The following is a 26,626-nucleotide window of genomic DNA, read 5'->3' on the forward strand; positions in this document are numbered from 1 at the left end:
CCGGACCCGGACCTGCCCTTAGGGGCCCACCGGACCGCGGGAGCCGCCACCGAGCTCTCCTTCCCAGCGGCGGTACAGCCGGTGCGGCACACCCGCCGCGTCCAGCACCCGCCCCGCGACGAAATCCACCAGGTCCTGGATGTGCGTCGCACCCGCGTAGAACGCCGGAGAGGCGGGCAGCACGACCGCGCCCGCCTCGTCCAGGGCCACCATCTGCTTCAGCGTCCGGCCGCTCAGCGGGGTCTCGCGCACCGCGACGACGAGCGGGCGGCGCTCCTTGAGCGTCACGCTCGCGGCCCGCTGGAGCAGGTCTTTCGACAGACCGAGCGCCACCCCGGCCACACAGGCCGTCGAGGCCGGCACGATCAGCATCCCCTTGGCCGGGTAGGACCCGGAGGACGGCCCGGCGGCCAGATCGCCGGCCGGCCAGTGGCGTACGCGCTCCAGCTCCGCGTCGCCCACCGCGAACGCGTCCGGCTTCCCGTCGGCGCCGCGGCCCAGCCAGGCCCGCAGGTCCTCCTGCCAGTGCCCGTCCCGGAACGCGATGCCGGTCTCGTCCAGCAGGGTGAGCCGGGAGGCCCGGCTCACCACGAGGTCCACGCTCTCACCGGCCACCAGGAGCCCGCGCAGAACGGCGGCCGCGAACGGGGTCCCCGAAGCGCCGGACACCCCGACAATCCAAGGCCGCCGCTGCTGATGAGTCACTGAAGTCCTGGATTCCACACCGATGAGCCTATCCGGCACGCCCGCGCGCCCGGCACCCGGAACCGGGCGGGCGCCACGCACGTTCTCCGAGTGACGGGCAAGCCGGGGGGGCAGGGGCAGACCATGGGCGACTACTGGACCACCGACCGCACCACGCACAACGGCCCCACCGGAGGCGGGCGGGCCCTGACCGCCGGAATCCTGATGGCGGGCTGGGTGGCCCTGCTGTGGGTCCTCGAAGGGGTCGACACGGCCACGGGCAACTCTCTGGACACCTACGGCATCAGCCCGCGCGAGGTCGCGGAGCTGCGGGACGTGGTGCCCGCGGCGTTCCTCCACAGCGGCTGGGAGCACGTGGCCTCCAACAGCGTTCCGCTGCTGGTCCTCGGCTTCATCGCGGCCCTCGCGGGGCTGCGCCGGTTCGCCGCCGTCGTCGTGACGATCATCCTGGTCAGCGGCCTCGGCGTCTGGCTGACCGCCCCGCCGAACACGGTGACGCTCGGCGCGTCCGGGGTCGTCTTCGGGCTGTTCGGCTATCTGCTGATCCGCGGCTTCGTGGACCGCCGCCCCTGGGACGTCCTCATAGGCGTCGGCGTCGCCGTGGTCTACGGCTCCCTGCTGTGGGGCGTCCTGCCGACCGATTCGGGCGTCAGCTGGCAGGGCCACCTCTTCGGGCTGGCCGGCGGTGTGGCAGCGGCCTTCTTCTTCCGCCGCCCGCCCCGCGCCCCGGACAACCTGGTCACCGTCTGAACCGGGCCGCGGAGATACGGCTGAGCGGCCGGCCGAGGGCCGACGTCCGGTCGGAGACCGTTCTCGGGTTACGGGGTCAGGCCGCGCACCAGCAGGTCGAGCAGCGCGCAGGCGAACAACGCGATGCCGATGAAGCCGTTCACGGAGAAGAAGGCCCGGTTCAGACGGGACAGGTCGTGCGGGCGCACCACCCGGTGCTCGTACACGAAGGCCAGCGCGACGACGGCCATGCCGATCCAGTAGAAGACCTCGGCGTCCGTGGCCAGGCCGAACCACACCAGCAGCCCGGTCGTGATCAGGTGGCACACCCGCGCCCCCCACAGCGCGGCCGGAATACCGAAGCGCGCCGGGAAGGAGAGCACCCCGTGGGCCCGGTCGGCCCGGACGTCCTGGCAGGCGAAGATCAGGTCGAAGCCGCCGATCCAGATCCCCACGGCGAGCCCGAGGATCACCGCGTCCCACGACCAGGCGCCGGTGACCGCGAGCCAGGCGCCGACCGGCCCGATGGCCTGCGCGAGACCCAGGATGGCGTGCGGGAAGTTCGTGAACCGCTTGCCGTAGGGGTAGACCACCATCGGCACGACGGCCAGCGGCGCGAGCGCCAGGCACAGCGGGTTGAGCAGCGCCGCCGCCCCCAGGAAGACGACCAGGGCGACGAGCGCACCCGTCCACGCCGACTTCACCGACACCGCACCGGTCACCAGCTCGCGGCCCGCGGTGCGCGGGTTCCGGGCGTCGATCTCCCGGTCGATGATCCGGTTGGCGGCCATCGCGAACGTCCGCAGCCCCACCATCGCCAGCGTCACGAGCAGCAGCGTGCCCCAGTGGATGGTGCCGTCCAGCCGGTACATCGCGGTCAGCGCGGCGATGTACGCGAAGGGCAGCGCGAAGACCGAGTGCTCGATCATCACGAGCCGCAGGAAGGACTTCACCCTGCTGCCCGATGGCGCGGGCCCGGGAGGGGACGCCGCCTCTGCCGTGCTGCTCACAGCCCGTATTCCTTCCAGCGGCGGTCGACCTTCGCCGCCGTCTCCGGGTCGGACTCGACCATCTCCGGCCAGCCCCCGTCCCGGGTGTAGCCCTCCTCGGGCAGCTTCCTGGTGGCGTCGATACCGGCCTTGCCGCCCCAGAACTGCTGGTAGGAGGCGTGGTCCAGGTGGTCGACGGGCCCTTCGGTGACCGTGAGGTCGCGGGAGTAGTCGGTGTTGCCGAGCGCCCGCCAGGCGACCTCGTGGAGATCGTGGACGTCGCAGTCGGCGTCCACCACCACGATCAGTTTGGTCAGCGACATCATGTGCGCGCCCCACACGGCGCTCATGACCTTCTGGGCGTGCTTCGGGTACTTCTTGTCGATCGAGACGATCGCGCAGTTGTGGAAGCCGCCCGACTCCGGCAGGTGGTAGTCCACGATGTCCGGCACGATGATCTTCAGCAGCGGCAGGAAGAACCGCTCCGTGGCCCGGCCCAGCGGACCGTCCTCGGTCGGCGGGCGGCCCACCACGATCGACTGGAGCAGCGGACGCTTGCGCATGGTGACGCAGTCGATGGTCAGTGCGGGGAACGGTTCCTGCGGGGTGTAGAAGCCGGTGTGGTCCCCGAACGGGCCCTCGGGCAGCATCTCGCCCGGCTCCAGCCAGCCCTCGATGACGACCTCCGCCTGCGCGGGGACCTGGAGCGGCACGGTCTTGCAGTCGACCATCTCGATCCGCTTGCCCTGGATGAACCCGGCGAAGAGGTACTCGTCGATGTCCCCGGGCAGCGGCGCGGTGGAGGCGTACGTCACGGCGGGCGGCGCTCCGAAGGCGATGGCGACGGGCAGCCGCTCACCGCGCCGGGCGGCGACCTGGTAGTGGTTGGCGCTGTCCTTGTGGATCTGCCAGTGCATGCCGATGGTGCGCTTGTCGTGGCGCTGGAGCCGGTAGAGGCCGAGGTTCCGGACGCCGTTCTCGGGGTGCTTGGTGTGGGTGAGGCCGAGGTTGAAGAACGATCCGCCGTCCTCGGGCCAGGTGAACAGCGCGGGCAGCCGGTCGAGGTCGACGTCGTCGCCGGTCAGCACCACTTCCTGGACGGGCGCGTCGCCGGACTTCACCTTCTTCGGCGGCACGTGCACCATCGAGCCGAGCTTCCCGAACGCCTCCCGCACCCCGACGAAGCCCTGCGGCAGTTCCGGCTTGAGGAGGCCGCCGATCTTGTCGCTGATGTCGCTGTACGACTTCAGCCCCAGAGCCTTCAACAGCCGCCGGTCGGTACCGAAGACGTTCATGGCCAGGGGCATCGAGGAACCCTTGACGTTCTCGAACAGCAGGGCGGGGCCGCCCGCCTTGTTGACCCGGTCGACGATCTCACCGACCTCCAGGTGGGGATCGACCTCGACCTTGACGCGCTTGAGGTCACCATCGCGCTCAAGAGCCCGGAGCAGGGAGCGAAGATCGTCGTAAGCCATGCGGTCCAGTTTGTCATCCCCTCCCGCGCTGCCCCGCCGGGGCTCCCCCGCCGCCGGCCCCCGATCGGTCCGCGCCCGCGCCCGGGCGGCTCCGGCTCCGCGCCCCGGATCCCTCATGACGAGCCGGTACTCTGGCCGCGATACCGGGCTGCCGTTTGCCCACCGCCGCTTCCTGGGGGACGCACCATGAGAGCCCTGATGTTTCTCGTGCCGCTGGCTCTGACGATCTACGCGTTCATCGACTGCCTGAACACCTCCGAGGAGGACACCAAGCATCTGCCGAAGATCGCCTGGGTCTTCATCATCCTGCTGTTCTGGATCGTCGGCCCGGTGGTGTGGCTGGTGGCGGGCAAGGCACGCCGCGGTGCGACGGCGGGCGGCGGCCCCTCCTCGTGGCAGCGGGGCAGGCGCACCCAGTGGGTGGCCCCGGACGACAACCCGGACTTCCTGAAGTCGCTCAAGGGCGACGGGAAGGACGGCGCGAAGGACGGCGGCACGGACGGTGCCGTGGACGCTCCCGCGGGCGAGGCCGCGCCGGAGCGGGCCGGCGCCCCGGCGGAGGGGAAGAAGGACGAGAAGGACCCGTCGGCCCTGAAGGACTGGGAGGCGGACCTGCGCCGCCGCGAGGAGGAGCTCAAACGCCGCGAGCGCAGCGCGGGCCCCGACGACGCGGCCCCGCCCGCCTCCTGACCTCGCCGGAGACCTGACCTCGCCGGAGAACGGGTACGGCCCCCGTACGGATCATCGCGATCCGTGCGGGGGCCGTACCCGTGTGCGGGCCGTATCTGCGGAGGACCTGACCGTACGGTGGTTCAGACCCCCGCGTAGGAGTGCAGGCCGGAGACGAAGATGTTCACGCCGTAGTAGTTGAACAGCCAGCACGCGAAGGCGACGAGCGCCAGGTAGGCGGCCTTGCGGCCCTTCCAGCCCGCGGTGGCCCGGGCGTGCAGGTAGGCGGCGTAGGCCACCCAGGTGATGAAGGACCAGACCTCCTTGGGGTCCCAGCCCCAGTACCGTCCCCAGGCGTCGCCCGCCCAGATCGCGCCGGCGATGATCGTGAACGTCCACAGCGGGAAGACGGCCGCGTTGATCCGGTACGAGAACTTGTCCAGCGAGGACGCCGAGGGCAGCCGCTCCATGACCGAGGAGGCGAACTTCCCGGGCGTGCCGCCGGAGGCGAGCTTGTTCTCGTAGCTGTCGCGGAAGAGGTAGAGGACCGTGCCGACCGCGCCGAGGTAGAAGACGGCGCCGCAGATGATCGCGGTCGAGACGTGGATCCACAGCCAGTACGAGTGGAGCGCGGGCACCAGCTGGTCGCTGTCGGTGTAGAGCGTCGTGACCGCGATGCCGAGGTCCAGCAGGACGGTGGTGACCAGCGGGAGGCCGATCCAGCGGACGTTCTTCTTCAGTGCGAGCAGCACCAGGTAGGAGCCGACCGCCACCGTGGAGAAGGTGATGGAGAACTCGTACATGTTGGCCCAGGGGGCCCGCTGCACCGACAGGGCGCGGGTGGCGACGCCGCCCGCCTCGACGAGGAACGCCACCACGGTCAGCGAGACCGCGATCCGGCCCCACAGGTCACCCTTGAACGTGCCGCCGGCAGCGCCCGGGCCGTCGGGCACGTCACGCGTGCCGGAGGCGGAGCGGGTGATGACCTCGGGCCGCTCCAGCACCGCGGTGCCGCCGCTCTGCGCCTTCCCCGTGGAGACCGCGGCGGCGGAGGCAGCCGCTCCGGAGCCGGACAGCGCGGCGGCCGTCCGGCCGACCTTGCTGCGGCTGCCGAGGACCCACTCCGCGATGTGCGCGAAGAAGGCCAGGGTGTAGACGGCCATCGACGAATAGATCAGCACATTGCTGGTGTGCGCCAGGCTCTCGTTGGTTGCGGCGGCGAGATTCACTTCTCAGCCCCTTCGGCAGGTGCTTCGGCAGGATGTACGGGCCGGTTCCCGGCCTCGTTCGTGGCATCGGTCGTGGCGTCGGCCGCACCGGGCCCGTCCGGCGCATCCGGTGCGTCCGGCGCTTCCAGTGCGTCCGGCGCTTCCGGCTTCTCCGGAGCGGCGGGGGCGACGGGCGCCTTGGTGACGAGAGCGGCCGACAGGTCGCCCAGCTCCTCGGGGAGTTTCGCGGACTCACTGCGCCCCAGGCCCGCCATCTCCACGACCGTGACGCCGTCGGGGCCCCGGACCGCCCGCACCCACACCCGGCGGCGCTGGATGAACAGCGAGCCGGCGAGACCGGCGATGGCGGCGACGGAGCCGCCGAGGGCCCAGCCGTTGCCCGGCTGCTGCGAGATCTGGAAACTGGCCCACTCCTCGACGCCCTCGAAGGTGATGGACCCGGCGCCGTCGGGCAGGTCCAGCTTCTCGCCGGGCATCAGCATCTTCTTGAGGAGCTCGCCGTCCTCGCCCGTGAACTCCTCCATCTTGGACGTGTCGAGCTGATAGACGTTCTGCGCGAGCCCGGAGTCGACGCCCAGGGAGCCCTGGTAGGCGCTGAGCGCCAGCACGGGGAAGTCCAGGCCGGGGAACTGCGAGAACATCTGGCCCTTGCCCTCGCCGGCGAAGGTCGGCACGAAGAACGCCTTGAAGCCCAGCTGGGTCTTCTCACCGTTCCTGTCCTTGTAGCCGTCCATCACCTTGATGGCGCCGGACGAGGTGATGTTGTTGTCGATCGGCAGCAGCGGCACGGCGGACCGCGAGACGACGTCGCCCTTGCCGTCCCGGACGGTGACGACGGGCGCGTAGCCGTGGGCGATCAGATAGACCTTGGTGCCGTCCACGGTGAGCGGCTCGTTGACCTTGATGACGCCCTTGCGCTCCGCGCCGTCGGCCCCCTCGGCGTAGGTCACCCGGGCCTCGAAGGTGCGCGGGGTGCCGCGCTGCGGGCCGCTCTTCTCGTACGTACCGACGAAGTCGTCCAGCACGAAGCTGAACGGTGCCAGCGAGTCGGAGTCGTAGAGCGAGCCGGACCTGAAGTCGTCGTACTGGGTGAGCGTGTTGGAGAAGCCGTCGCCCTCGACGATCAGCTTGCCGCCCTCGGACTTGAACAGCTGCCCGGCGGCGAAGGCCACCAGCATCACGATCAGGGCGATGTGGAAGACCAGGTTCCCGGCCTCGCGGAGGTAGCCCTTCTCGGCGGCGACCGCGTCGCCCACCACGTGCGCCCGGAAGCGCCGCTTGCGCAGGACCGCGAGGGCCGCCTCGCGGACCTCCTCGGGCTCGGCCCCGGTGCGCCAGGTCGTGTACGCGGGCAGCCGGGTCAGCCGATTCGGCGCGCCCGGCGGGCGGCTGCGCAGCTGGCCGACGAACTGGCCGGTGCGCGGCACGATGCAGCCGATGAGCGAGACGAACAGCAGGATGTAGATCGCGGAGAACCACACCGAGCTGTAGACGTCGAAGAGCTGGAGCTTCTCGTAGATCGGGGTGAGGGTGCCGTGCTGGTCCTTGAACGCCTGCACCTTCATGTCGTCGACGCTGGTCTGCGGGATCAGCGACCCCGGGATCGCGCCGAGGGAGAGCAGGAAGAGCAGGATCAGGGCCACCCGCATCGAGGTGAGCTGACGCCAGAACCAGCGGGCCCAGCCGATCACGCCCATCGCGGGCACGCCCGCCCCGGTGTCGGGGCGCTCCTCGCGGGGGGCGGTGGAGAGCCGTTCGCCGGCCGCGCCGTGTGCGGAGTCCTGCGCTCGCTCGTCAGCGCGCCGCGTCTCCGTGCCGTTCGCCTTGCTCATTGGACTCAGATCCCTACAACGAAGCCGCTGGACCAGCTCTGCATGTGCTGCATGAGCGTGGCCCACGCACCGGTCAGCAGCAGGATCCCGGTCACGATCATCATGCCGCCGCCGATCCGCATCACCCATGCGTAGTGGCGCTTGACCCAGCCGAACGCGCCGAGTGCCCTGCGGAAGGCCACCGCGGCGAGGACGAACGGGACACCGAGACCGAGACAGTACGCGACGGTCAGTATCGCGCCGCGTCCGGCGGTGCCCTCGGTGAACGCGAGCGTGCTGACGGCGGCGAAGGTCGGACCGATGCAGGGGGTCCAGCCGATCCCGAAGAGCGCGCCCAGCAGCGGTGCGCCGGCCAGTCCGGTCACCGGCCGCTTGTGGAACCGGAACTCCCGCTGCGTCACTCCTGGCAGGAGCCCCATGAAGAAGACCCCCATGAGGATCATCAGGACGCCGAGGACCCTGTTGAACAGCTCGGCGTGCACCTGGAGCTCCCGGCCGAAGTAGCCGAAGAGGGCCCCGCCCGAGACGAAGACGACGGTGAAGCCGAGCACGAAGAGGGCGGCGCCCGTCACGACACGCCCCCGGCGCGCGTCGGCGAGATCGGTGCCGCTGACTCCCGTGACGTAACTCAGGTAACCGGGGACGAGGGGCAGCACGCAGGGCGAGAAGAAGGAGATGAGGCCGGCCAGCAGGGCGATGGGCAGGGACACCAGGAGGGTCCCGCTCATGACGGTCTCGTTGTACGCGGCCAGCGTGACGGTCTCGTGGTGCGCGGCGAGCGGGATCACCGGATCACTTCTCCGCGATGATCGGGTCGATCATCTTGCGCAGCTCGTCCGCGTCGAGCGCCTGGAGCGTGCGGGCCGCGATCTTCCCGTCCCGGTCGAGGACCACGGTGGACGGGATGGCCTGCGGGTTCAGGGTGCCCTTGGGGAAGCGGAGGATGAGCTTGCCGATCGGGTCGTAGAAGCTCGGGTACTCGACCCCGTAGTCCTTCTCGAAGTTGATCGCCTTGTCCCGCTCGGGGTCCCGGGTGTTGATGCCGACGAACTGGACGCCCTGGTCCGCCGTCTCCTCGGAGACCTGTGCGAAGTACTTCGCCTCCAGGCGGCAGGGACCGCACCAGGAGCCCCAGACGTTGAGCACGATGACCTTGCCCCGGTAGTCGGCGAGGTCGAGCGGCTTGCCGTCCAGGCCCTCGCCGTCGAGCTTCGGCGCCGCCACCCGGTCGCTCTTCGCGACGGTGGAGATGCCCCCGCTGCCGGTGACGAAGTTGGTGTTGCCACCGCCCCCGGCCTGGCTGCCGCCACTGCACGCCGACAGCGTCAGGGCACCGGCCACTGCGGTGGCGGCGAGCAGGGTGAAGCGGCGTCGGGACGCACGGCCAAAGCTCATGTGAAAAGTTTCGCATGGCCCTTTCCAGGCTTGCCCGCGCCCCCCTCAGTGCCCGTAAAGCCCCTTGTCAAGCCTGTTTAAAGAAGGAGTTCCAGCCGCCGGCCGGCGCCTGTCCGACGTCCAGCGTCCGCAGCTTGGCGAGCACGGCGGGATCCTGCACGTCGAGCCAGTCGACGTACTGCCGGAAGGAGACGAGACGCACGTCGTCCTTGTCCGCCACCTTCTTGATCACTTCTTCGACGGCGTCCATATAGATGCCGCCGTTCCACTCCTCGAAGTGGTTGCCGATGTAGAAGGGTGCGCGATTCGACTCGTACGCGCGCTGGAATCCGGCGAGATACGCCCCGGTCGCCTGGGTGCGCCAGCCCGGATAGCGCGAGGGCATGCCCTTCGTCGAGTTCTTCGACTGATTGGCGAGAATGTTGTAGTCCATCGAGAGCACCTCGAAGGAGTGCCCGGGGAACGGCATCGCCTGCAACGGCAGGTCCCAGACGCCGCCGCGCTTCACGGGCCAGGTCTGACGGCCGCCGGGCGAACTGGCGTCGTAGCGCCAGCCGAGCTTGCTCGCGGTCGGCAGGAGATTGTCCTGGCCGAGCAGGCAGGGGGTGCGTCCGCCGATCAGTTCCTTGCGATAGTCGAACGGGAGCGGATCCTCGTTCTCCCAGCCGGTGTTGGTCCGCCATTCCGTGACGAACGACACAGCCTGATTGATCTCGCTGTGCCATTGCGCGGGCGTCCAGCGCTCCACGGACCCGGAACCGCCGCAGAAATGCCCGTTGAAGTGGGTGCCGATCTCGTGGCCGTCCAGCCACGCCTGACGCACGTACTTCAGCGTGTCCTTGACGTGATCGTCGGTGAGATAGCCGATGTCGGAGGCGCCTCGGGGGTTGTTCGGCGGGCGGTAGAGGGATTTCTTCGACTCGGGCAGCAGATAGATGCCGGAGAGGAAGAACGTCATCGCCGCGTCGTGTTCCTTGGCGAGTTCGAGAAAGCGCGGGAAGAGCCCATTGCCGACCTCGCCCGCACCGTCCCAGGAAAAGATCACGAACTGCGGCGGCTTCTGGCCGGGTTCGAGTGGCACCGGGGCCTGCGGCTGATGGGGCTGCTTGCCGGTGTCGGCCGTCGAGCCGTCACCGATCAGCCGGACCTTGTTCTTCGGCGCACCGTTTCCGCTGCCGCTGCCGCCGGTGTCGCCCCCTCCGCCCCGGCCGGACCCTCCGTCGCCGGAGGAGCCCGAGGCGCCACAGCCGGCGAGTCCGATCGCGGCTGCGGCGCCGAGCCCCGCCCCGAGCAGGCCCCTTCGATTGATGTCGCGCATACCGTCCCCATCTGCGGTCGTTTTAACTCAAGCTCATACAAACTGCTGAACAGTGAGATGAAGCGCGCAACACGTCGGTTCCGCGCATTTAGGGACTTTCTTTACGCTTTACCTTGCGGCCGTCCGGCTGACCATGGTGCGACGTCCGTACGGTGCTCGTACGCGCAGACGGGCCGCCCGGACGGGGGACGCAGGAGCGGTCCTCCGCAGTTCTTCCGCCGGCCGACGGGTCGGATTCCCGGAATCCTCGAACTCATGCGCGGGTGCGGCGCGGAGACCGGCCACCCAGGGCACAAACGAGGACGGGACCGGCCGCCGTCCGTTCGGCGACCGGTCCCGTCGGGTCCCGTCATATCCAGCTCTGCCCTGCTGGTGGTCCTGCTCTTCGTGCTTCCTGTCGGTGCCGCTCGTCCCGGTGGTCGCGCTCTTCGCGCTTCCTGCCGGTGCTGCCGGTGCTGCCGGTGCTGCCGGTGCTGCCGGTCCTGCTGGTCCCGGTCCGCCCTGCCGGGCAGCCGTGTGGTGCGGCGGCGACTACGCGCCGAACGCCTTGGACTGCCCGGGCTTCCCCTTCACCGGCTTGGCCCCGGCCAGCAGGTGCACGGGAACCAGGTCCCGGGCCGGCTCCGAGTAGCCCACCGAGACGATCCGGTCGCCCCGGTAGGTGAAGCTCGTCAGCGAGGCGAGCGTGCACTGCCGCTTGCGCGGGTCGTGCCACAGGCGGCGGCGCTCGACGAAGGAGCGCAGGATCCAGATCGGCAGCTGGTGGCTGACGCACACCGCCTCGTGCCCGCGCGCCGCGTCCCGGGCGGCGTCCAGCGCGCCCATCATCCGGACGACCTGCTCGATGTACGGCTCACCCCACGACGGCTTGAACGGATTGGTGAGGTGCTTCCAGTTGTCCGGCTTGCGCAGCGCGCCGTCGCCGACGCCGAAGGTTTTGCCCTCGAAGACGTTGGCCGCCTCGATCAGCCGCGCGTCCGTGGCCAGGTCCAGGCCGTGCGCCTTGGCGACGGGCTCGGCCGTCTCCTGGGCGCGCTCCAGCGGGGAGGCGACGACATGGGTGACGTCGCGCTTCGCCAGGTGCCCGGCGACCCGGTCGGCCATCTCCCGGCCCAGCTCGGACAGGTGGTAGCCGGGGCGGCGCCCGTAGAGGACGCCGTCCGGATTGTGCACCTCGCCGTGCCGGACCACGTGCACCACGGTCAGCTGGTCGGCGTTCGCGTTCTCGCTCATGCGGTGGCCTCCGATGCCGCGCGGGCGGCGGCGGGCAGGGCGGCGGCGATGCGCTCGACCGCCCGCTCGTCGTGGGCCGTGGAGACGAACCACGACTCGAACGCCGAGGGCGGCAGGTAGACGCCCTGCTCCAGCATGGCGTGGAAGAACGCGGTGAAGCGGAAGACGTCCTGCTTCCTGGCGTCGTCGTAGTCACGGACGGGCTCGTCGGTGAAGAAGACGGAGAACATGTTGCTCGCGGCGGACACGGTGTGCGCGACGCCCTCCTTGGTGAGGGCCTCCCCCACCAGGCCGCGCAGCTCGGCGGAGACCGCGTCGATCTTCGCGTACGCCGCGTCGTCCAGCAGCCGCAGCTGGGCGAGCCCGGCGGCCGTGGCGACCGGGTTCCCCGAGAGGGTGCCCGCCTGGTAGACCGGGCCGGCCGGGGCCAGGTGCGCCATCACGTCGCCGCGGCCGCCGAAGGCCGCGGCGGGGAAGCCGCCGCCCATCACCTTGCCGAAGGTCATCAGGTCGGGCCGGACCCCGTCGACGCCGTACCAGCCGGCCTTCGACGTACGGAAGCCCGTCATGACCTCGTCGGAGATGTACAGGGCCCCGTTCGCCGCGCACAGCTCCTTGAGCCCGGCGTTGAAGCCGTCCGCCGGCGGGACGACGCCCATGTTGCCGGGCGACGCCTCCGTGATCACGCAGGCGATCTCGCCCGGGTGCGCGGCGAAGGCGGCGCGCACGGCGTCCAGGTCGTTGTACGGCAGCACGACGGTGTCCCCGGCCGTGGCGCCCGTGACCCCCGGGGTGTCGGGCAGCCCGAAGGTGGCCAGGCCCGATCCGGCGGCGGCGAGGAGCGCGTCCACGTGCCCGTGGTAGCAGCCGGCGAACTTCACGACCTTGGCCCGGCCGGTGAAGCCGCGGGCCAGCCGGATCGCCGACATCGTCGCCTCGGTGCCCGAGGAGACCAGGCGTACCTGCTCGACGGGCTCGATCCGGGCCACGATCTCCTCGGCGAGCGCGACCTCGCCCTCACCCGGCGTACCGAAGGAGGTCCCGCGGGACACCGCCTCCTGGACGGCGGAGATGACCTCGGGGTGAGAGTGGCCGAGAATCATCGGTCCCCACGAGCACACGAGGTCGACATACTCACGGCCGTCGGCGTCGGTGAGGTACGGACCGGTGCCGGACACCATGAACCGGGGCGTACCGCCCACGGCCCGGAAGGCACGCACGGGAGAGTTCACGCCGCCGGGCGTCACGACGGACGCCCGGTCGAACAGCGACTGCGAAACTGGGGCTTCGTATGAATACGCCACTTTGGTCCTGATCTGCGATTCGGGTATCGGGAGGCCGGGCCGGGAACTCCCTAGGAATCTCGGCCACCGGTGAGCAGGGAGCGCGCTCCCCACGTATCACGAAAGAGCGTCAGCCCCCTCACGTCTGCGAAACTGGGGCGTCACAGGGAAAGCTCACACATGCCATGGTGTCAGAGGCACGGACGGTGTTGCGGACAGGTGTTTCACCGCACGCCCGCGGGGGAGGTCACTGACACGATGATCGGGTTGCGCGGCCGGGGCTGTGTCTCCTTAAGAAGTAGTCGGGTGGATGAGATATGCATCGCGGTGGCGGAGTGGGCGAAGGGACCGACGACCTGGGGCCCGAGCCTGCCCGGCGAGGGCGGCACCGGCGGAGGGCCGAGCGCGCGCAGAGCAGGGGCGCGGAGAGCACGCCGCCCCCCGGGACCAGGAGCGGGGGCGGGATGGGGGTGACCTACAAGTATTTCGGCGCCCCGGACGGGGCCACCGCCGCGCGCGTGCCGATCTCGATGCGCCCGGAGGAGCTCGGGGGTGACGAGCTGGGCATGGGCGGCATGTTCACCAAGATCAAGCCGGAGACGGTGGCCGCGATGGTCCTGACCGGAATCCAGGGCATACCCCTGCACAAGGTCCCCCCGCTGGAGCTGGTCGTCCTCCACCCCGACTACGCCGTGGTCAAACTCCCGATGACCGTCGTCGACCCGCTGCGCGGCGTCGGCGAGGAGTCGGTCGGCGCGGCGGCCTTCATCTGGTCCACGGTCCCCGACCGCGGCGGCCCGCGCGACGCCTTCAACGTCTACCAGCTGCTCCACGAGTGGCAGGACTTCTCCCACCGGCTGCACGACGCGGGGCACCAGGCGTACTGCCTGGTCTGGCCCTGATCCCGGATCGAGCGGAGTCCGGGCGGCCTCGTACTCCGCCAGCCGCTCGTACGTGGCGCACCGGTGCGGCTCGGTCGACGCCCTTGGAACAGACGCGGCTGCGCCCGCCGTCGATCGCCGCGACGGCGACGTGCAGAGCGTTGAGGCCGACGTCGCGGGGAGCGCACACCTGCGCCGTTCGGACACCGGGTGGGCCGACCGCTTCGGGGGACGCCGCCGGTCGCACACCCGCACGCCCCGGCACATCTCTGGCAGACCGTCCCGCCCCGGTGGCATCCTGGCCGGGTGAACGGACCCGAGATCACCCTCGAAGTAGCCCCTGAGCTGCGGCTCTTCGTCCCGCATGACCGCCGTGGCGGGCCCACGTCCCTCGTCACGGACGGCTCCTCGACCCTCGGCCACGTCATCGAGTCCCTCGGTGTCCCGCTCACCGAGGCCGGGACGCTGCTGGTGAACGGCAGCCCGGTGGCCCGCTCCCATGTGCCCGGTCCGGGCGAACACGTCGACGTGCGCGCCGTGGAACGTCCCCAGCGGGTGCCCGGCGCGCCCCTGCGCTTCCTCCTCGACGTCCATCTCGGCACGCTGGCCCGCCGGTTGCGGCTCCTGGGCGTCGACGCGGCGTACGAGAGCGAGGACATCGGCGACCCCGCCCTGGCCGCCCTCTCGGCGCGGGAGCGGCGCGTCCTGCTCTCCCGGGACCGGGGGCTGCTGCGCCGCCGCGAGATCTGGGCGGGGGCGTACGTCTACAGCGACCGCCCGAAGGAGCAGCTCCGCGACGTCCTCGGCCGCTTCGCCCCGGCCCTGGCCCCGTGGACCCGCTGCACGGCGTGCAACGGCCCGCTGGCCGTGGCCGCCAAGGACTCCGTGAGCGGACTGCTGGAGCCCGGCACCCAGGAGACGTACGACGTGTTCGCCCAGTGCGCGGAGTGCTCCCGGGTGTACTGGCGCGGCGCCCACCACGGCCACCTGGAGACGATCGTGTCCGAGGCGGTCCGCGAGTTCGGGGGCGCGGCGGCGTAGTCGCGGACCCGCGCCGGGCACCGGGCGCCGGGCACGCCGCACCCGGCGGACGTACGGCTCAGAAGGCGTACGCGTCCCCCGTCGAGGGCGCCAGCACGGTGTGCGCGTCGTTCGCGCTCTCCGCGTCGCGCGCCCCGCCGCTCCACAGCGTGTCGACCCGCACGACCACCTCGGCCGGGCGGTTCACCAGCCGCAGGTCCAGGGCGGTCCGCCGGGCCTGCCCGCCGGCGGCCAGGGCGCCCGTCTCGCACAGCACCGCCGCCCTGCCGCCCCACAGGCAGCCCGGCGGGAGCTGCTGCCGTACGGCCGGCGGCTCGGAGAAGCGCAGCCGCACCGTCGAGGCGGGTACGTCGGCGGGCCCGCGGTTGGCGGTCCGGAGCCGGATCTCCAGCCGGTCGCTCCACAGGGAGACGTTCCCGTGGTGGGAGACGTCCGCCTCGGGAACGGCGGAACCGGAGGCAGCGCCAGGAGCGGCGGGCGCGGCGGCCTCGAAGCGGGCCGGGCCGGCGTCCGGTACCGGAACCGGCACCGCGGTCGCGGCCGGCACGGTCGTCGCCGCGGCCACGGCGAGGGCGACGGACAGCGGTGTCAACAGTCTTCTACTCGGCGTCAGCATGCCGGGAACATACCGACCACGCCGATCAGTGCGATGAACGTACCGGCATGGCGCGCTCTCCCCCACCCGCACAGCCCACGGCCGCCCGCACCGTCCCCTGGGGCCTCCCGGCCCGTGCCCGGCCCGAGCACGGCCCGGGCCGCGGCGCCTGCCTATCCTTTCCCCGTACCCCGACCAGCAGTCCGAGGAGATCGCCATGGCCGCCACCCCCATCGCCGTCATCACCGGCGCGAGCAGCGGCATCGGCGCCGCGACCGCCCGTACGCTGGCCGCCGCCGGCTTCCGGGTCGTGCTGACCGCCCGCCGCAAGGACCGCATCGAGGCGCTCGCCGCCGAGATCACCGAGGCCGGTCACCAGGCGACGGCCTACCCGCTGGACGTCACCGACCGCGCGGCGGTCGACGAGTTCGCCACCGCGTTCCGCTCCCTCGCCGTCCTCGTCAACAACGCGGGCGGGGCGCTCGGGGCCGACCCGGTCGCGACCGGCAACCCGGCCGACTGGCGCCAGATGTATGAGACGAACGTGATCGGCACCCTCAACGTCACCCAGGCCCTGCTGCCCGCCCTCACCGCGAGCGGCGACGGCACGATCGTGATCCTCTCCTCCACCGCGGCCCTCTCCTCCTACGAGGGCGGCGGCGGCTACGTGGCGGCCAAGCACGGCGAACACGTCCTGGCCGAGACCCTGCGGCTGGAGATCGTCGGCACCCCGGTCCGCGTCATCGAGGTGGCCCCCGGCATGGTCAGGACCGAGGAGTTCGCCACCACCCGCTTCCGCGGCGACACGGAGAAGGCCGCCAAGGTCTACGCGGGCGTGGAGGCCCCGCTGACCGCCGAGGACGTGGCCGACACGATCGGCTGGGCGGTCACCCGCCCCAGCCACGTCAACATCGATCTCCTGGTGGTCCGCCCCCGTGCCCAGGCGTCCAACACGAAGGTGCACCGCACCGGGTGAGCCCCTCTCACCCCTTCGGGGACGGGGCGGCGCCTCGCCCGGCGACGAGCACCGGGTTGTCGTGCGGGGTGATCGTGCAGCGTGTCCCCGGAACCAGCGCGGACGCCTCCCAGCTGGGCAGATCGGCCTTGCACGCGTCCCCGGAGTCCGTGGTGAGGTGCAGCCGCGTGGTGGGGCCCAGGAAGGTCGCCACCCGTACGGTCGCGGGCGTTCCCGTCCGGCCGTCGGCCGAGCCGACCGCCAGGCCCTCGGGGCGCAGCAGCACGTCGACCTCCGCGCCGGAGGCGGGCCTCTCGCCGTGGATGGGCAGCCGCCGGCCGAACAGCTCGACGACCCCGCCGTCGCGGACGGTGCCGGGCAGCCGGTTCATCGTGCCGACGAACTCGGCGACGAAGGGCGTGGCCGGCCGGTCGTACAACTCGCCGGGCGCGGCGCACTGTTCGAGCCGCCCGTCCTTCATCACGGCGACGCGGTCCGCCATGGACAGCGCCTCCTCCTGGTCGTGGGTGACGAAGACGGTGGTGATGCCGAGGTCCAACTGGATGCGCCGGATCTCCTCGCGCAGCGTGAGCCGCACCTTGGCGTCCAGGGCGGACAGCGGTTCGTCGAGGAGCAGCACCTTGGGCCGGACGGCCAGCGCGCGGGCGAGCGCGACGCGCTGCTGCTGACCGCCGGACAGCTGGTGCGGGTAGTGGTCCTCGCGGCCGGGGAGGCCGACCAGGTCCAGGAGTTCCCGCGCCCGCTCCCGGCGCTCCGCGTTCGCCCTGCCGCGCACCCGCAGGCCGTACGCGATGTTCCCGGCCGCCGTCATGTTCGGGAACAGGCTGTACGACTGGAAGACCATGCCGATGTCGCGGCGGTGGGCCGGGACCGAGGTGACGTCCCGGCCGTCCATCAGCAGTTCGCCGCCGTCGGCGCTCTCGAAGCCCGCGACGATGCGCAGCGCGGTGGTCTTGCCGCAGCCGGACGGTCCGAGCAGCGCGACCATCTCGCCGGGGGCGATGTCCAGGTCGAGTCCGTCGAGGGCGACCGTGGAGCCGAATTTCCGGCGCAGTTGCTTGAGGTGCACGGGGACGGTCATGACGCGGTCTTCCTTCGGTTCTCGCGGCCGGAGACCGCACGACGGCGGCTGCGACCGCCGGCCAGGGTGGTGAGCAGGAGCAGCAGCCCCCAGGTGATCAGCAGGCTGAGCATCGCGGCCGCGACCGAGAGCTGGGCCTCGGAGTCCTTGATCTCCACCATCCACACGGAGAACGGGCGGTAGGAGAGCACGGAGGCGACGGTGTACTCGCCGAGCACCATGGCCAGGCTGAGTACGGCGCCGCCCATCACGGCGGCCCGCAGGTTCGGCACGACGACCTGCCACAGGGTCTGCAGGCGCGAGGCGCCCAGGCTGCGGGCGGCCTCCACGAGGGTCCGCAGGTCGACGGCGCGCAGCCCGGCGTCCAGCGAGCGGTACAGGAAGGGCAGGGACATGACCGTGTACACGAGCACGAGGACCAGCGGAAAGTCCTCGTCCCGCAGGAGCTGGAAGGTCATGTACAGGGGTGTGTCGGCCAGGTCCTGTTCCCAGGACAGCACCGTGGTGACGCCCGCGACCAGCGCGATCGGCGGGACGACCAGCGGCATCATGCACAGGACCTCGACGATCCGGCGCAGCCTGGGCAGGTAGAGCGAGACGGCTACCAGGGTCGGCACCATCAGGAGCAGCCCGCAGACGATGGTGGCCAGCCCCAGGCGTACCGAGAGCATCAGGCTGGTGGTCAGCCCCTCGGCGCCGAGCCCCTCCGTGTACGCGTCGAAGCTGACGCCCTCGACCTCGTTGACGCTGAACCAGATCGAGGCGCCGATGGGGACCAGGAAATACAGCGCGGCGAGCGGCAGGACGATGCCCCGCGAGGTGAACTTCATCCGAGCCATCGGGTGCTCCTGCGCTGCAACGGTATCTGTACGGCCATCACGAGCAGCGCGATCACGACCATGTTGAGGCTCATGGCGAGGGCGAGGTTCTCCTGGCCCACCAGGACGTTGCCGTTGAGGGCGTTGGCGATCTGGATGGTGATCAGCGGCTGCGACGAGCCGACCATCACGGCGGCGGTGGCGTGCGAGGCGAACGCGGTGCCGAACATCAGCACCGCGCCGCCGAGCAGCGAGGGGGTCAGCACCGGGATGCCGACGTGCCGCCAGTACTGCCCGCGGGTCGCCCCGCAGGACGCGGCGGCCTCCTGCCACTGGGAGCGCAGGCCGTCGAGCGCGGGCAGGACGGTCACCACCATCAGCGGAACCATGAAGTAGAGGTAGGCCAGCACCAGGCCGGTGAAGCTGTAGAGGCTGAAGCCCGTCCGGTCCAGGTGGAACAGCTGGGTGACGGTGCCGGTCGTGCCGAGCGTCGCGATGAAGGCGAAGGCCAGCGGCGCGCCGGAGAAGTTGGCGAGCACCCCGCTGGCCGAGACGACGACGCCCCGCAGCGCCGGCCGCGGGGAACTGACGACGGCCTGCGCGATCAGCGTGCCGATCACGGTCGCCAGCAGCGCCGTCACGGCCGAGAGTTCGACGCTTCCGGTGAGCCCGGTCGCGTACGCCCCGGACAGCGACCCGCTGACGTTCCGCATCGAGAACGCGCTGACGCCGCTCGCCGGGTCGACGACGGTGAACGCCCCGTACGCCATGGTCCCGGCGGGCAGCCCGAAGCACACCGCGAGAAACGCGAAGAAGGGGACGACGACGGGCCACCGGTGCCGCCGCGCGCCGCGGCGCCGGGCGCCGCCGTCCCGTGGAGGACGCGCAGGGGCGGCCGGGCCCGCCGCGGGCGCGGAGCCCACCGGGGTGGCGGCTCCGCTGCCCGCGAGGGAGGATGCGGTCGTGTCGGCCATGGTCAGCTGACCGCCTTGCCCCAGCCCTGCACGACCGTCTCCTTGGCCTTGGCCTCCTGGTCCACGGTCGGCTCCTGGGGAGCGCCGTGGACTTCGGGGATCTCGGCGAGGGCGGCCTTGTCGGCGGTGCCGTCCTTCTTCATCGCTTCGAGGAGCGCGGGCCGGGAGAAGCCCTTGAGCCAGATGTTCTGGCCCTCGGGGCTGTAGACGAACTCCAGCCACAGGCGTGCGGCGGCCGGGTGCGGGGCGTGCTTGTTGACGCCCTGGTTGTAGTAGCGCGAGTACAGACCGTCGGAGGGCACCGCCACCTGCCAGTCGACGCCCTTGGGCTTGAGCTTCTGGCCGTAGCCCAGGTTGAGGTAGTCCCAGTCGATGGAGATCGGCGTCTCACCCTGCTGGATGGTGGCGAGGGTGGACTTCGCCGGGACGAAGTTGCCCTTCTCCTTCAGCTCCCGGAAGAAGTCCAGCCCCGGCTGGGCGTCGTCCAGGGAGCCCCCGTTGGCCAGCGACGCCGCGATGACCGCGCCCAGCGCCGAGCTGGACTCGGTCGGGTCGCCGTTGAGCGCGACCTTGTTCCGGTACTCGGGCTTGAGGAGGTCCTTGAACGTCCCGGGGCAGTTCTTCACCGCCTTGGCGTCGCATCCGATGGACATGAAGCCGCCGTAGTTGTTCATGAAGGAGCCGTCGGCCTGCTTCTGCGCGTCGGGGACGCTGTCCCAGCCCGCGACCTTGTACACCGCGAGCAGGTCCTGCTTCTTGGCCTCCTGCATGTAGGAGGTGCCGAGGTCGAGCGCGTCGACGGCGCGGTCCTGGCCCTTGCGCTTGGCAGCGGCGTTCAGCGCGCCCTGGCTGCTGCCGCCCGGGTCCTCGTTGTTGACCTCGATGGCGTACTTCTTCTCGAAGGCCGCGATCATCTCGCCGTAGTTGGCCCAGTCCGGCGCGAGGGCGTAGACGTTGAGCTCGCCCTCCTTCTCCGCCGCCGCGACGAGCTCCTCCATACCACCGAGGTCCGCGGCCGACTCCGCCTTCGCGGCCTCGCTGTTCCTGGCGCCGGCGTCGTCGGGTGCGGAACCGCAGCCGGCGGCCACCAGAACGGTGAGGCCGGCGAGAGCCGCGGCGGTCAGGGCGCGGCGGGGATGGTGTGCCTTCACGATGAGTACTCCTGGGTCTGCGGCGAGCCACCTGTATGGACAAGCCATCGTCAGTAAGCGAGCCGAAGCTAGCAGCCAAGTGACCGACGGGTAAAGCTTTGTGAGGGTAAAAAGTGCAGGTCAGAAGCGTTATAGAGACGTAGGTTTACCCGTCTCCAAACCGGTTAGACGCAGGGTTCGCACTTCGAGGAAATCACCGATTGCGCACAGTCCGGAGGTGCGCCGCGTCTCGTGCGAATGACATGATCGTCCCTGCGCACCCAACACGCGCCGCGCGTCCGGCGAAGCCCCTCCCCGGAAGCCCGGCGGCCCGAAAGCCCCAAGGAGAGACGTGACCCGACGGCACCAGCAGATCGCCGAGGACCTGCGCCGCGCCATCGCCGAAGGCATCCACCCCGTGGGCTCCGAGCTGCCGTCCGAGTCCGAACTCGCCCTGGCCCACGGCGTGTCCCGGGGCACCCTCCGGCAGGCTTTCGGCACGCTCCAGTCGGAGGGCCTGATCGGCTCCCGGCAGGGCGCCCGCCGGACCGTCCTGTCCACCACCCCCAGCCAGAGCTTCACCGAGCTGCGCAGCTTCGCCCAGTGGGCCAGGGCCGGCGACCGCACCCCCGGCGGCCTGGTGCTCCGCTCACGCCGCGCGAGGGCGACCGAGGCGCAGGCCGCCCAACTCCAGCTCGCGCCCGGCGACACGGTCCTGCACGTCCTGCGGGTGCGCACCCTCGACGGCGAGCCGGCGCTCCTGGAGCGCACGGTGTACGCCGGGTGGGCGGCGGCGGCCGTCGAAGGGCTCCCGGACGACTGCGAGTCGGTCACCCAGAGCCTGTACGACGAGGCAGGCGTGGTCATGAGCCACGGCGAACACCACCTGGACGCGGTCGCCGCGGGCACCACGGACGCCCGGGAGCTGGGCGTCCGGCGCGGCTCCCCGCTCCTGCGGGTCCGCCGCACCACGACCACGTCCGAGGGCCGTCCCGTCGAGACCTCGGACGACCGCTACCGGCCCGGCTCGGTCGTCTTCACCGTCCGCAACTCGGTACAGGCCAACCCGCTGGTCCGCACCGCGGCCGACTGACACCGCGAGCACCACAGCCTTGTCCCGCCCCGCACGGGGCGGCCCCGGGCCACCCCGCAGGGCCGCCCCGGGCCGGCGGAACCCCCCGCGCCGGCCGCCCGGTTCACCCACCCCCCAGGAACAGCGAGCCCCGTATGCTGCCCCCGCTCCCCCGCCCCGCCGCCCTGCTGTGCGACATGGACGGCACCCTCGTCGACACCGAGCACGCCTGGCTGGACACCGTCGCCGGCTTCCTGCGGACGCAGGACTCCCCGGCGGACGCGGACACCCTCGCCCCGTTCGCGGGCGCCGCGCTGCGCGACGCGGCGGGCCGTCTCGTACGCGACGGCCTCACCACCCTGCCGGAGACGGAGACGGCCGCCCGGCTCGACCGCGCGTTCACCGCACGGGTGGCGGCCGGAGTGACCGTCCAGCCGGGCGCGCTCCGGCTCCTGGACCGGGCCCGCGCGCTGGGGGTGCCGACGGCCCTGGTGACCGCGTCCGAGCGGCATGTGGCCGACCTGGTGCTCGACACCCTGGGCCGCCACCGGTTCGACACGTCGGTCGCCTCGGGCGAGACGGCGCGCGGGAAGCCGCACCCCGACCCGTACCTGGCCGCGGCCGCCGCGCTCGGCGTCGACCCGCGGGACTGCCTGGCCGTCGAGGACACCCCCACGGGCGCCGCCGCCGCGCTGGCCGCGGGATGCCGCCTGCTCGCCGTCCCGTCCGTGCCCGGCATCGAGCCGGGCCCGCGCACGGTCCTGGTCGCCTCCCTCACGGAGGCGGACCTGACGGCGGCGGCGTAACGCCCCGTCCGGGACGGCGCCCCCCAGGGCCCGGGGCCCCGGACGAGGACACCAGCGGCGGGCTCGCCCGGGACTGGCCGCGGATGACCGACCGCCCCTTCACCGCCGCCCTGAGGCCGGCCTGCGGCTCCTCAGCCACCGGACGACCCCGGCCGGGGTCTCCGTACACGTCTTCACGACGACGGGATCGCCGGACTACGCGACATACGGGGGCGGGGAGTAGCCCGGTCCGCCGGACCCGCGCTCCATGCCACTGCTCTCGATCACTCGTGCTGGTGATCGAGACCGGATCCCCCGCCCGGCCCTCGAAGCCGCTGCCTAGGCTCGGTCGCACCCGGACACAGCACGGCCCCCGGTCAGGATTCCCGTCCCGGCCGAGGGCCTCACCATCAGGAAGTAGGGCTTCCCATGGCTGAGCACGACACTAACGCGCCCCCACTGTTCGAGATCGGAGCTCTCCTGTCGGCCCCAGCCGCCGGCCCGGCCTTCATGGACCTCGAACTTCTGCGTGAAGCCGGGCACCTCTACTACCCGGGCTGTCTGTCCCTCGCGCGCAAACAGACGGCGGCCGCATCCCTGGCTTCCTGGGAGCGCCCGGCGGACATGCGCGTCCGCCTTCCGGGACGGCGCTGGAAAGCCTGGGAGGACCGCGTTCTGCCGGCTCACGACGACGCCGGAGCGGCGGCCGCCGAACTGGGGCGCAGCGCGGCCTCCTGCTCCGTACGCCTGTGGCGGCTGAAGACCGGAGAGGTGCGGCACCCCGAAGACACTCCGCCCGGCGCGTAAGCACCCCCGGGGGGTGAGGGGCTTCGCCGGCATCGGCGGCGAAGCCCCTCACCTCAACCCTTGATGCAGATGACCTGCCTGAGCTTCGCTACGACCTCGACCAAGTCCCGCTGCTGCTCCATGACCTGCTCGATCGGCTTGTACGCGGCCGGGATCTCGTCCAGAACGCCGGAGTCCTTGCGGCACTCCACACCGCGTGTCTGCTCCTCCAGGTCACGTACCGTGAAGCGGCGCTTGGCCGCGTTCCGGCTCATCCGGCGACCGGCTCCGTGGGAGGCCGAGTTGAAAGCCTTCTCGTTGCCCAGGCCCTTCACGATGTACGAGCTGGTGCCCATCGAACCGGGAATGATCCCGTACTCGCCGGAGCCCGCGCGGATCGCCCCCTTGCGGGTGACCAGCAGGTCCGCTCCGTCGTACCGCTCCTCCGCCACGTAGTTGTGGTGGCAGGAGATCTCCTGCTCGAAGACCGGCTTCGCCTTCTTGAACTCCTTGCGGACCACGTCCTTGAAGAGCGCCATCATGATCGCGCGGTTGTACTTGGCGTACTCCTGCGCCCAGTACAGATCGTTCCTGTAGGCGGCCATCTGCGTGGTCTCCGAAATGAAGACGGCCAGGTCCCGGTCGACGAGGCTCTGATTGTGCGGAAGCTTCTGTGCGATGCCGATGTGGTGGTCGGCGAGCTCCTTGCCGATGTTGCGGGAGCCCGAGTGCAGCATCAGCCACACGGCGCCCTCACTGTCGAGGCAGAACTCGATCATGTGGTTGCCCGAGCCGAGCGTTCCCATCTGCTTCGTGGCGCGTTCCTGACGGAACTTGACCGCATCGGCGATCCCCCCGAACCGCCCCCAGAAGTCGTCCCATCCCGCCGTCGGGAACCCGTGCAGCTTCCCCGGGTCCACCGCGTCGTCGTGCATCCCCCGGCCGACCGGAATGACCTGCTCGATCCTGGAGCGCAGCCGTGACAGGTCACCGGGAAGATCGTTCGCGGTGAGGGACGTCCGGACGGCGGACATCCCGCAGCCGATGTCCACACCCACCGCGGCCGGGCACACCGCGCCCTGCATCGCGATCACCGAACCGACCGTGGCGCCCTTGCCGAAGTGGACGTCCGGCATGACGGCGAGACCCTTGATCCACGGCAGCGTGGAGACGTTGTGCAGCTGCCGCATCGCGACGTCCTCGACCGACGCGGGGTCGGCCCACATCCGGATGGGAACCTTCGCCCCCGGCACCTCTACGTACGACATAACTCCCCGATTCCCCCGAAAAGACTGAAAGCGCAAAACCGGTGCCAAGGTCGGCAAACCCGTCGGCCGACCGGCATTCACAGCAGCGCGTGCGATACACATTGTGTCCATCGGCCGCATGGGAGCGGCAACTCGTTTTCCGTACCGAAGGGAGCCTGGGACGTTGCGACACATGCCGTACGTGCCCGGCGTCGCCATTCTCGCGGCGCTCGTGGCCGGCTGCAGCGCCGGCGCCGACAGCAACGCCAACGGCGCCGACAGCAAGGCGGGCAGCCCGACGGTCACCCCCGCGCCCCCGGGCAAGTACCTCACCCTGCCCGCCCCCTGCCGCGCCGTGCCGCGCGGCACGCTGAAGGACCTGCTGCCGGGCGCCGCGGAACTCTCCGGGGACCAGCAGGAGAAGGTGTTCCGGGGGACGGCGTCCGTCACGTACGACACCGACCGCAAGGTCGGCTGCAGCTGGAAGTCCGACGCCCCGAACTCCACGCGGAGCCTCTCCATCGACTTCGAGCGCGTCGTCTCGTACGACCCCGCGGTCAGCGACGACGACCGCGCGGACACGGTGTACGCGAAGAAGCAGAAGGCCGCCGGCCTGACGACCGCGGCGGGCTCCGGGCCGGAGGCGGAGAAGGACGCCGAGACCGCGGGCGAGAAGGACCAGGGCAAGGGCTCCGGTGAAGGGGAGCCGGAGGGAGCGGAGGCGGAGGACTCCTCGGCCTCGGCGGACCCCTCGGCCTCCTCCGGATCGCCCTCCTCCTCGCCCTCCGGAGGGTCCGGGGGAAGCGGCGGTCCGCGGGACGCCCTCCCCTCGCGCGTCCTCGACGACCTCGGAGATGCCGCATTTCTGCAGGATCTGCCCAGTCGGGCAGGTTCCACCGCACAGCGCCGCACGGTGCACGTGGTATTCCGCACATCGAACGTGGTCGTGACCGTCCGGTACGCCGAGCAGCCGGCCCTCGTCACCCAGGCCCCCGACAGCGAGGAACTCCAGGAGAAGGCCCAGGCACTGGCCCGGAAGCTGGCCGAGGACCTCAGCGACTAGCCCCCGGCCGAAGGCCCCGGCGGGCCGGATTCCGGCCCGTCGGGGCCTTCGGCGGCGGCGCGGGAGGGCCGCCGCCCGTCGTACCGTGGCTCTCCGGAAGACGTACCGACCCGCCACCGAGCCCGCCCGTACACCGCACGCACGAACAAGACCTCCCGCACCGAGAGCTCCGTGCCATCCGAGTGAAGGAACCATGCACCGATCAGCCCCGCGCCTGTCCCGCATCCTCGCCTGCGCCGCCGTTCCGGTGATGCTCGTAGCCGTCGGCTGCTCGTCGGACTCCGGCTCCGACGGCAAGAAGAACGCGGGCTCCTCGTCGTCCGGCAGCCCCAGCGCCAAGCCCTCGGAGCCCACCGTCGAAGCGGCGAAGTTCGCCGATCTGCCCGACCCGTGCGCCTCGGTCACGAAGAAGACGATCAAGGACCTGGTGCCCGAGGCCAAGAAGAAGGGCGGCACGGCCGGCCGCTCCAACGACCTGTCGGCCAGGAGCAGCTGCTCCTGGAACGGTCTGGACGACAAGGGCGTCAAGGGCTCGCAGTACCGCTGGCTGGACGTCGGCTTCACCCGGTTCGACTCGGACCAGGCCCTGGGCAGCGGCGCCGAGCGCGCCACCGCCGAGTACGCGAAGCAGGTCACCAAGGCGAAGGCCACCGAGGGGGCCGAGAAGGTCGCCGCGGAGCCCACCGCCGGCATCGGCGAAGAGGCCACCCTCATCACCTACGGCCTCAGCAAGACGGACGAGGACTTCGCGTACGCCACCGTCGTGGCCCGCACGGGCAATGTCGTCGTCGCCCTGACGTACAACGGCGCGGGTTACGCGGGCGCGAAGACTCCGTCGTCCGAAGACATCGTCAAGGGCGCCGAGAAGGCGGCCAAGGAAGCGGTCGCCGCGGTCGCCGACACCGCCGACGCCAAGACCACCGCCCCGGCGAAGGGCGATGCCACGGACGGCCCGAAGGACAGCACGAAGGACACGGCCACGGGCGGCGACAGCGACAGCGACAGCGACGACCCCAAGTCCAAGCCGAAGACGAAGTCGAGCTGACGTTCCGTCCGGGCGGGCGCGACGTGCGGCCGTCCGGCGCACTGACCAGCGCCCTCCGGCGGTGACGGCCTTACCGCCGCCACCGCCGAAGTCCCCCGCGCCCAGGCCGAGTTCCCCCCGACGGCCGGCGGTGGCGGATACGCCGGCGCGGAAGTCCCGGCCCCGCCCGGGACGCCTCGCGCCCTTCCCCGCGCAACGGAACTCGCACACATGTGCCAGGCTGTGCCATCGCTGGGCGTCGGACGCCCGGTGCGGAGCGCCGAAAACCGCCGCCC

At 71.2% G+C, this 26,626-nt stretch carries 26 protein-coding genes; 10 read left to right on the top strand and 16 right to left on the bottom strand.

Going from position 1 to position 26,626, the window contains the following annotated elements; translation table 11 throughout:
* Nucleotides 1-18 precede the first annotated feature (18 nt).
* Complete coding sequence (locus tag ACIQMU_RS21380; protein ID WP_352240128.1) at nt 19-705, bottom strand: UbiX family flavin prenyltransferase; 687 nt, start codon at nt 703-705, stop codon at nt 19-21.
* A gap of 123 nt (nt 706-828) precedes the next feature.
* Here ACIQMU_RS21380 and ACIQMU_RS21385 point away from each other — a divergent pair, with 123 nt between their 5' ends.
* Nucleotides 829-1,455 (top strand): rhomboid family intramembrane serine protease, encoded by a 627-nt coding sequence (locus ACIQMU_RS21385; protein WP_402689478.1) that lies wholly within the window; start codon nt 829-831, stop codon nt 1,453-1,455.
* Nucleotides 1,456-1,523: 68 nt separating this feature from the next.
* On the opposite strand, the gene mqnP is transcribed toward ACIQMU_RS21385, so the two are convergent.
* Together mqnP and ACIQMU_RS21395 are read right to left on the bottom strand one after the other, a co-directional pair.
* Nucleotides 1,524-2,444: a menaquinone biosynthesis prenyltransferase MqnP gene (gene mqnP, locus ACIQMU_RS21390; protein ID WP_352240129.1), complete on the bottom strand. Its 921-nt coding sequence runs from the start codon at nt 2,442-2,444 to the stop codon at nt 1,524-1,526.
* Nucleotides 2,441-3,898, bottom strand: a complete 1,458-nt coding sequence (locus ACIQMU_RS21395) for a menaquinone biosynthesis decarboxylase (RefSeq protein WP_352240130.1) — start codon at nt 3,896-3,898, stop codon at nt 2,441-2,443. Before ACIQMU_RS21395 ends, mqnP begins: the two co-directional genes overlap by 4 nt.
* Nucleotides 3,899-4,084: 186 nt before the next feature.
* Between ACIQMU_RS21395 and ACIQMU_RS21400 the strand changes: the two genes are divergently transcribed.
* Complete coding sequence (locus ACIQMU_RS21400; protein ID WP_352240131.1) at nt 4,085-4,588, top strand: PLD nuclease N-terminal domain-containing protein; 504 nt, start codon at nt 4,085-4,087, stop codon at nt 4,586-4,588.
* Between the two features lie 122 nt (nt 4,589-4,710).
* On the opposite strand, the gene ccsB is transcribed toward ACIQMU_RS21400, so the two are convergent.
* The 7 genes from ccsB to hemL form a co-directional block, all read right to left on the bottom strand.
* Entirely contained in the window at nt 4,711-5,796 is a 1,086-nt protein-coding gene (gene ccsB, locus ACIQMU_RS21405; protein WP_352240132.1) for a c-type cytochrome biogenesis protein CcsB, read from the bottom strand.
* The gene (locus tag ACIQMU_RS21410) at nt 5,793-7,628 is read right to left on the bottom strand and encodes a cytochrome c biogenesis protein ResB (RefSeq protein WP_352240134.1); all 1,836 of its coding nucleotides are present in this window, start codon (nt 7,626-7,628) and stop codon (nt 5,793-5,795) included. Before ACIQMU_RS21410 ends, ccsB begins: the two co-directional genes overlap by 4 nt.
* A gap of 5 nt (nt 7,629-7,633) precedes the next feature.
* Nucleotides 7,634-8,356: a cytochrome c biogenesis CcdA family protein gene (locus ACIQMU_RS21415; RefSeq protein WP_402689479.1), complete on the bottom strand. Its 723-nt coding sequence runs from the start codon at nt 8,354-8,356 to the stop codon at nt 7,634-7,636.
* Between the two features lie 64 nt (nt 8,357-8,420).
* Entirely contained in the window at nt 8,421-9,023 is a 603-nt protein-coding gene (locus tag ACIQMU_RS21420) for a TlpA family protein disulfide reductase (protein WP_402689459.1), read from the bottom strand.
* 67 nt (nt 9,024-9,090) lie between these two features.
* Complete coding sequence (locus ACIQMU_RS21425) at nt 9,091-10,341, bottom strand: hypothetical protein (RefSeq protein WP_352240136.1); 1,251 nt, start codon at nt 10,339-10,341, stop codon at nt 9,091-9,093.
* A 531-nt stretch (nt 10,342-10,872) separates the two neighbouring features.
* Nucleotides 10,873-11,574, bottom strand: a complete 702-nt coding sequence (locus tag ACIQMU_RS21430) for a histidine phosphatase family protein (protein WP_352240137.1) — start codon at nt 11,572-11,574, stop codon at nt 10,873-10,875.
* Complete coding sequence (gene hemL / locus ACIQMU_RS21435) at nt 11,571-12,794, bottom strand: glutamate-1-semialdehyde 2,1-aminomutase (RefSeq protein ID WP_402689480.1); 1,224 nt, start codon at nt 12,792-12,794, stop codon at nt 11,571-11,573. Before hemL ends, ACIQMU_RS21430 begins: the two co-directional genes overlap by 4 nt.
* 380 nt (nt 12,795-13,174) lie before the next feature.
* On the opposite strand from hemL, the gene ACIQMU_RS21440 reads away from it, so the two are divergent.
* Entirely contained in the window at nt 13,175-13,759 is a 585-nt protein-coding gene (locus tag ACIQMU_RS21440) for a hypothetical protein (protein ID WP_073780093.1), read from the top strand.
* 285 nt (nt 13,760-14,044) lie between these two features.
* Nucleotides 14,045-14,779 (top strand): Mut7-C RNAse domain-containing protein, encoded by a 735-nt coding sequence (locus ACIQMU_RS21445; RefSeq protein WP_352240138.1) that lies wholly within the window; start codon nt 14,045-14,047, stop codon nt 14,777-14,779.
* Nucleotides 14,780-14,837: 58 nt separating this feature from the next.
* Here the strand turns inward: ACIQMU_RS21445 and ACIQMU_RS21450 are convergent, their stop codons facing one another.
* Nucleotides 14,838-15,395 carry a hypothetical protein gene (locus ACIQMU_RS21450; protein ID WP_352240139.1) on the bottom strand — a complete coding sequence of 186 codons (558 nt, stop codon included), beginning with the start codon at nt 15,393-15,395 and terminating at the stop codon, nt 14,838-14,840.
* 196 nt (nt 15,396-15,591) lie between these two features.
* On the opposite strand from ACIQMU_RS21450, the gene ACIQMU_RS21455 reads away from it, so the two are divergent.
* Nucleotides 15,592-16,350, top strand: coding sequence for an SDR family NAD(P)-dependent oxidoreductase (locus ACIQMU_RS21455; protein ID WP_402689460.1), 759 nt, complete (start codon nt 15,592-15,594; stop codon nt 16,348-16,350).
* A 7-nt stretch (nt 16,351-16,357) separates the two neighbouring features.
* Here the strand turns inward: ACIQMU_RS21455 and ACIQMU_RS21460 are convergent, their stop codons facing one another.
* From ACIQMU_RS21460 to ACIQMU_RS21475, 4 genes are read right to left on the bottom strand one after another with little or no spacing between them, the layout of a single operon-like run.
* On the bottom strand, nt 16,358-17,431 hold the full coding sequence (locus ACIQMU_RS21460; protein ID WP_352240141.1) for an ABC transporter ATP-binding protein: 1,074 nt from the start codon (nt 17,429-17,431) through the stop codon (nt 16,358-16,360).
* Nucleotides 17,428-18,261 carry an ABC transporter permease gene (locus tag ACIQMU_RS21465; RefSeq protein WP_402689481.1) on the bottom strand — a complete coding sequence of 278 codons (834 nt, stop codon included), beginning with the start codon at nt 18,259-18,261 and terminating at the stop codon, nt 17,428-17,430. The genes ACIQMU_RS21460 and ACIQMU_RS21465 overlap by 4 nt, the downstream gene beginning before the upstream one ends.
* Nucleotides 18,258-19,223: an ABC transporter permease gene (locus ACIQMU_RS21470; protein ID WP_352240142.1), complete on the bottom strand. Its 966-nt coding sequence runs from the start codon at nt 19,221-19,223 to the stop codon at nt 18,258-18,260. Before ACIQMU_RS21470 ends, ACIQMU_RS21465 begins: the two co-directional genes overlap by 4 nt.
* Before the next feature lie 2 nt (nt 19,224-19,225).
* Nucleotides 19,226-20,374 carry an extracellular solute-binding protein gene (locus tag ACIQMU_RS21475; RefSeq protein ID WP_352240143.1) on the bottom strand — a complete coding sequence of 383 codons (1,149 nt, stop codon included), beginning with the start codon at nt 20,372-20,374 and terminating at the stop codon, nt 19,226-19,228.
* 331 nt (nt 20,375-20,705) lie between these two features.
* On the opposite strand from ACIQMU_RS21475, the gene ACIQMU_RS21480 reads away from it, so the two are divergent.
* The 3 genes from ACIQMU_RS21480 to ACIQMU_RS21490 all read left to right on the top strand — a co-directional run bounded on the left by ACIQMU_RS21480 (nt 20,706) and on the right by ACIQMU_RS21490 (nt 23,017).
* On the top strand, nt 20,706-21,446 hold the full coding sequence (locus ACIQMU_RS21480) for a GntR family transcriptional regulator (RefSeq protein ID WP_352240144.1): 741 nt from the start codon (nt 20,706-20,708) through the stop codon (nt 21,444-21,446).
* A 134-nt stretch (nt 21,447-21,580) separates the two neighbouring features.
* Nucleotides 21,581-22,231 carry an HAD family phosphatase gene (locus ACIQMU_RS21485; RefSeq protein WP_352240145.1) on the top strand — a complete coding sequence of 217 codons (651 nt, stop codon included), beginning with the start codon at nt 21,581-21,583 and terminating at the stop codon, nt 22,229-22,231.
* A 408-nt stretch (nt 22,232-22,639) separates the two neighbouring features.
* On the top strand, nt 22,640-23,017 hold the full coding sequence (locus tag ACIQMU_RS21490) for a hypothetical protein (RefSeq protein ID WP_402689461.1): 378 nt from the start codon (nt 22,640-22,642) through the stop codon (nt 23,015-23,017).
* Nucleotides 23,018-23,070: 53 nt separating this feature from the next.
* On the opposite strand, the gene ACIQMU_RS21495 is transcribed toward ACIQMU_RS21490, so the two are convergent.
* Nucleotides 23,071-24,264: an RtcB family protein gene (locus ACIQMU_RS21495; protein ID WP_402689462.1), complete on the bottom strand. Its 1,194-nt coding sequence runs from the start codon at nt 24,262-24,264 to the stop codon at nt 23,071-23,073.
* Nucleotides 24,265-24,436: 172 nt separating this feature from the next.
* Between ACIQMU_RS21495 and ACIQMU_RS21500 the strand changes: the two genes are divergently transcribed.
* Complete coding sequence (locus ACIQMU_RS21500) at nt 24,437-25,306, top strand: DUF3558 domain-containing protein (RefSeq protein ID WP_352240148.1); 870 nt, start codon at nt 24,437-24,439, stop codon at nt 25,304-25,306.
* Nucleotides 25,307-25,499: 193 nt separating this feature from the next.
* Nucleotides 25,500-26,351, top strand: a complete 852-nt coding sequence (locus ACIQMU_RS21505; RefSeq protein ID WP_352240149.1) for a DUF3558 domain-containing protein — start codon at nt 25,500-25,502, stop codon at nt 26,349-26,351.
* The last annotated feature ends 275 nt before the right edge of the window (nt 26,352-26,626 follow it).

It is taken from the genome of Streptomyces sp. NPDC091649, from assembly GCF_044756785.1.
In the GTDB taxonomy this organism is placed as follows: Bacteria; Actinomycetota; Actinomycetes; order Streptomycetales; family Streptomycetaceae; genus Streptomyces.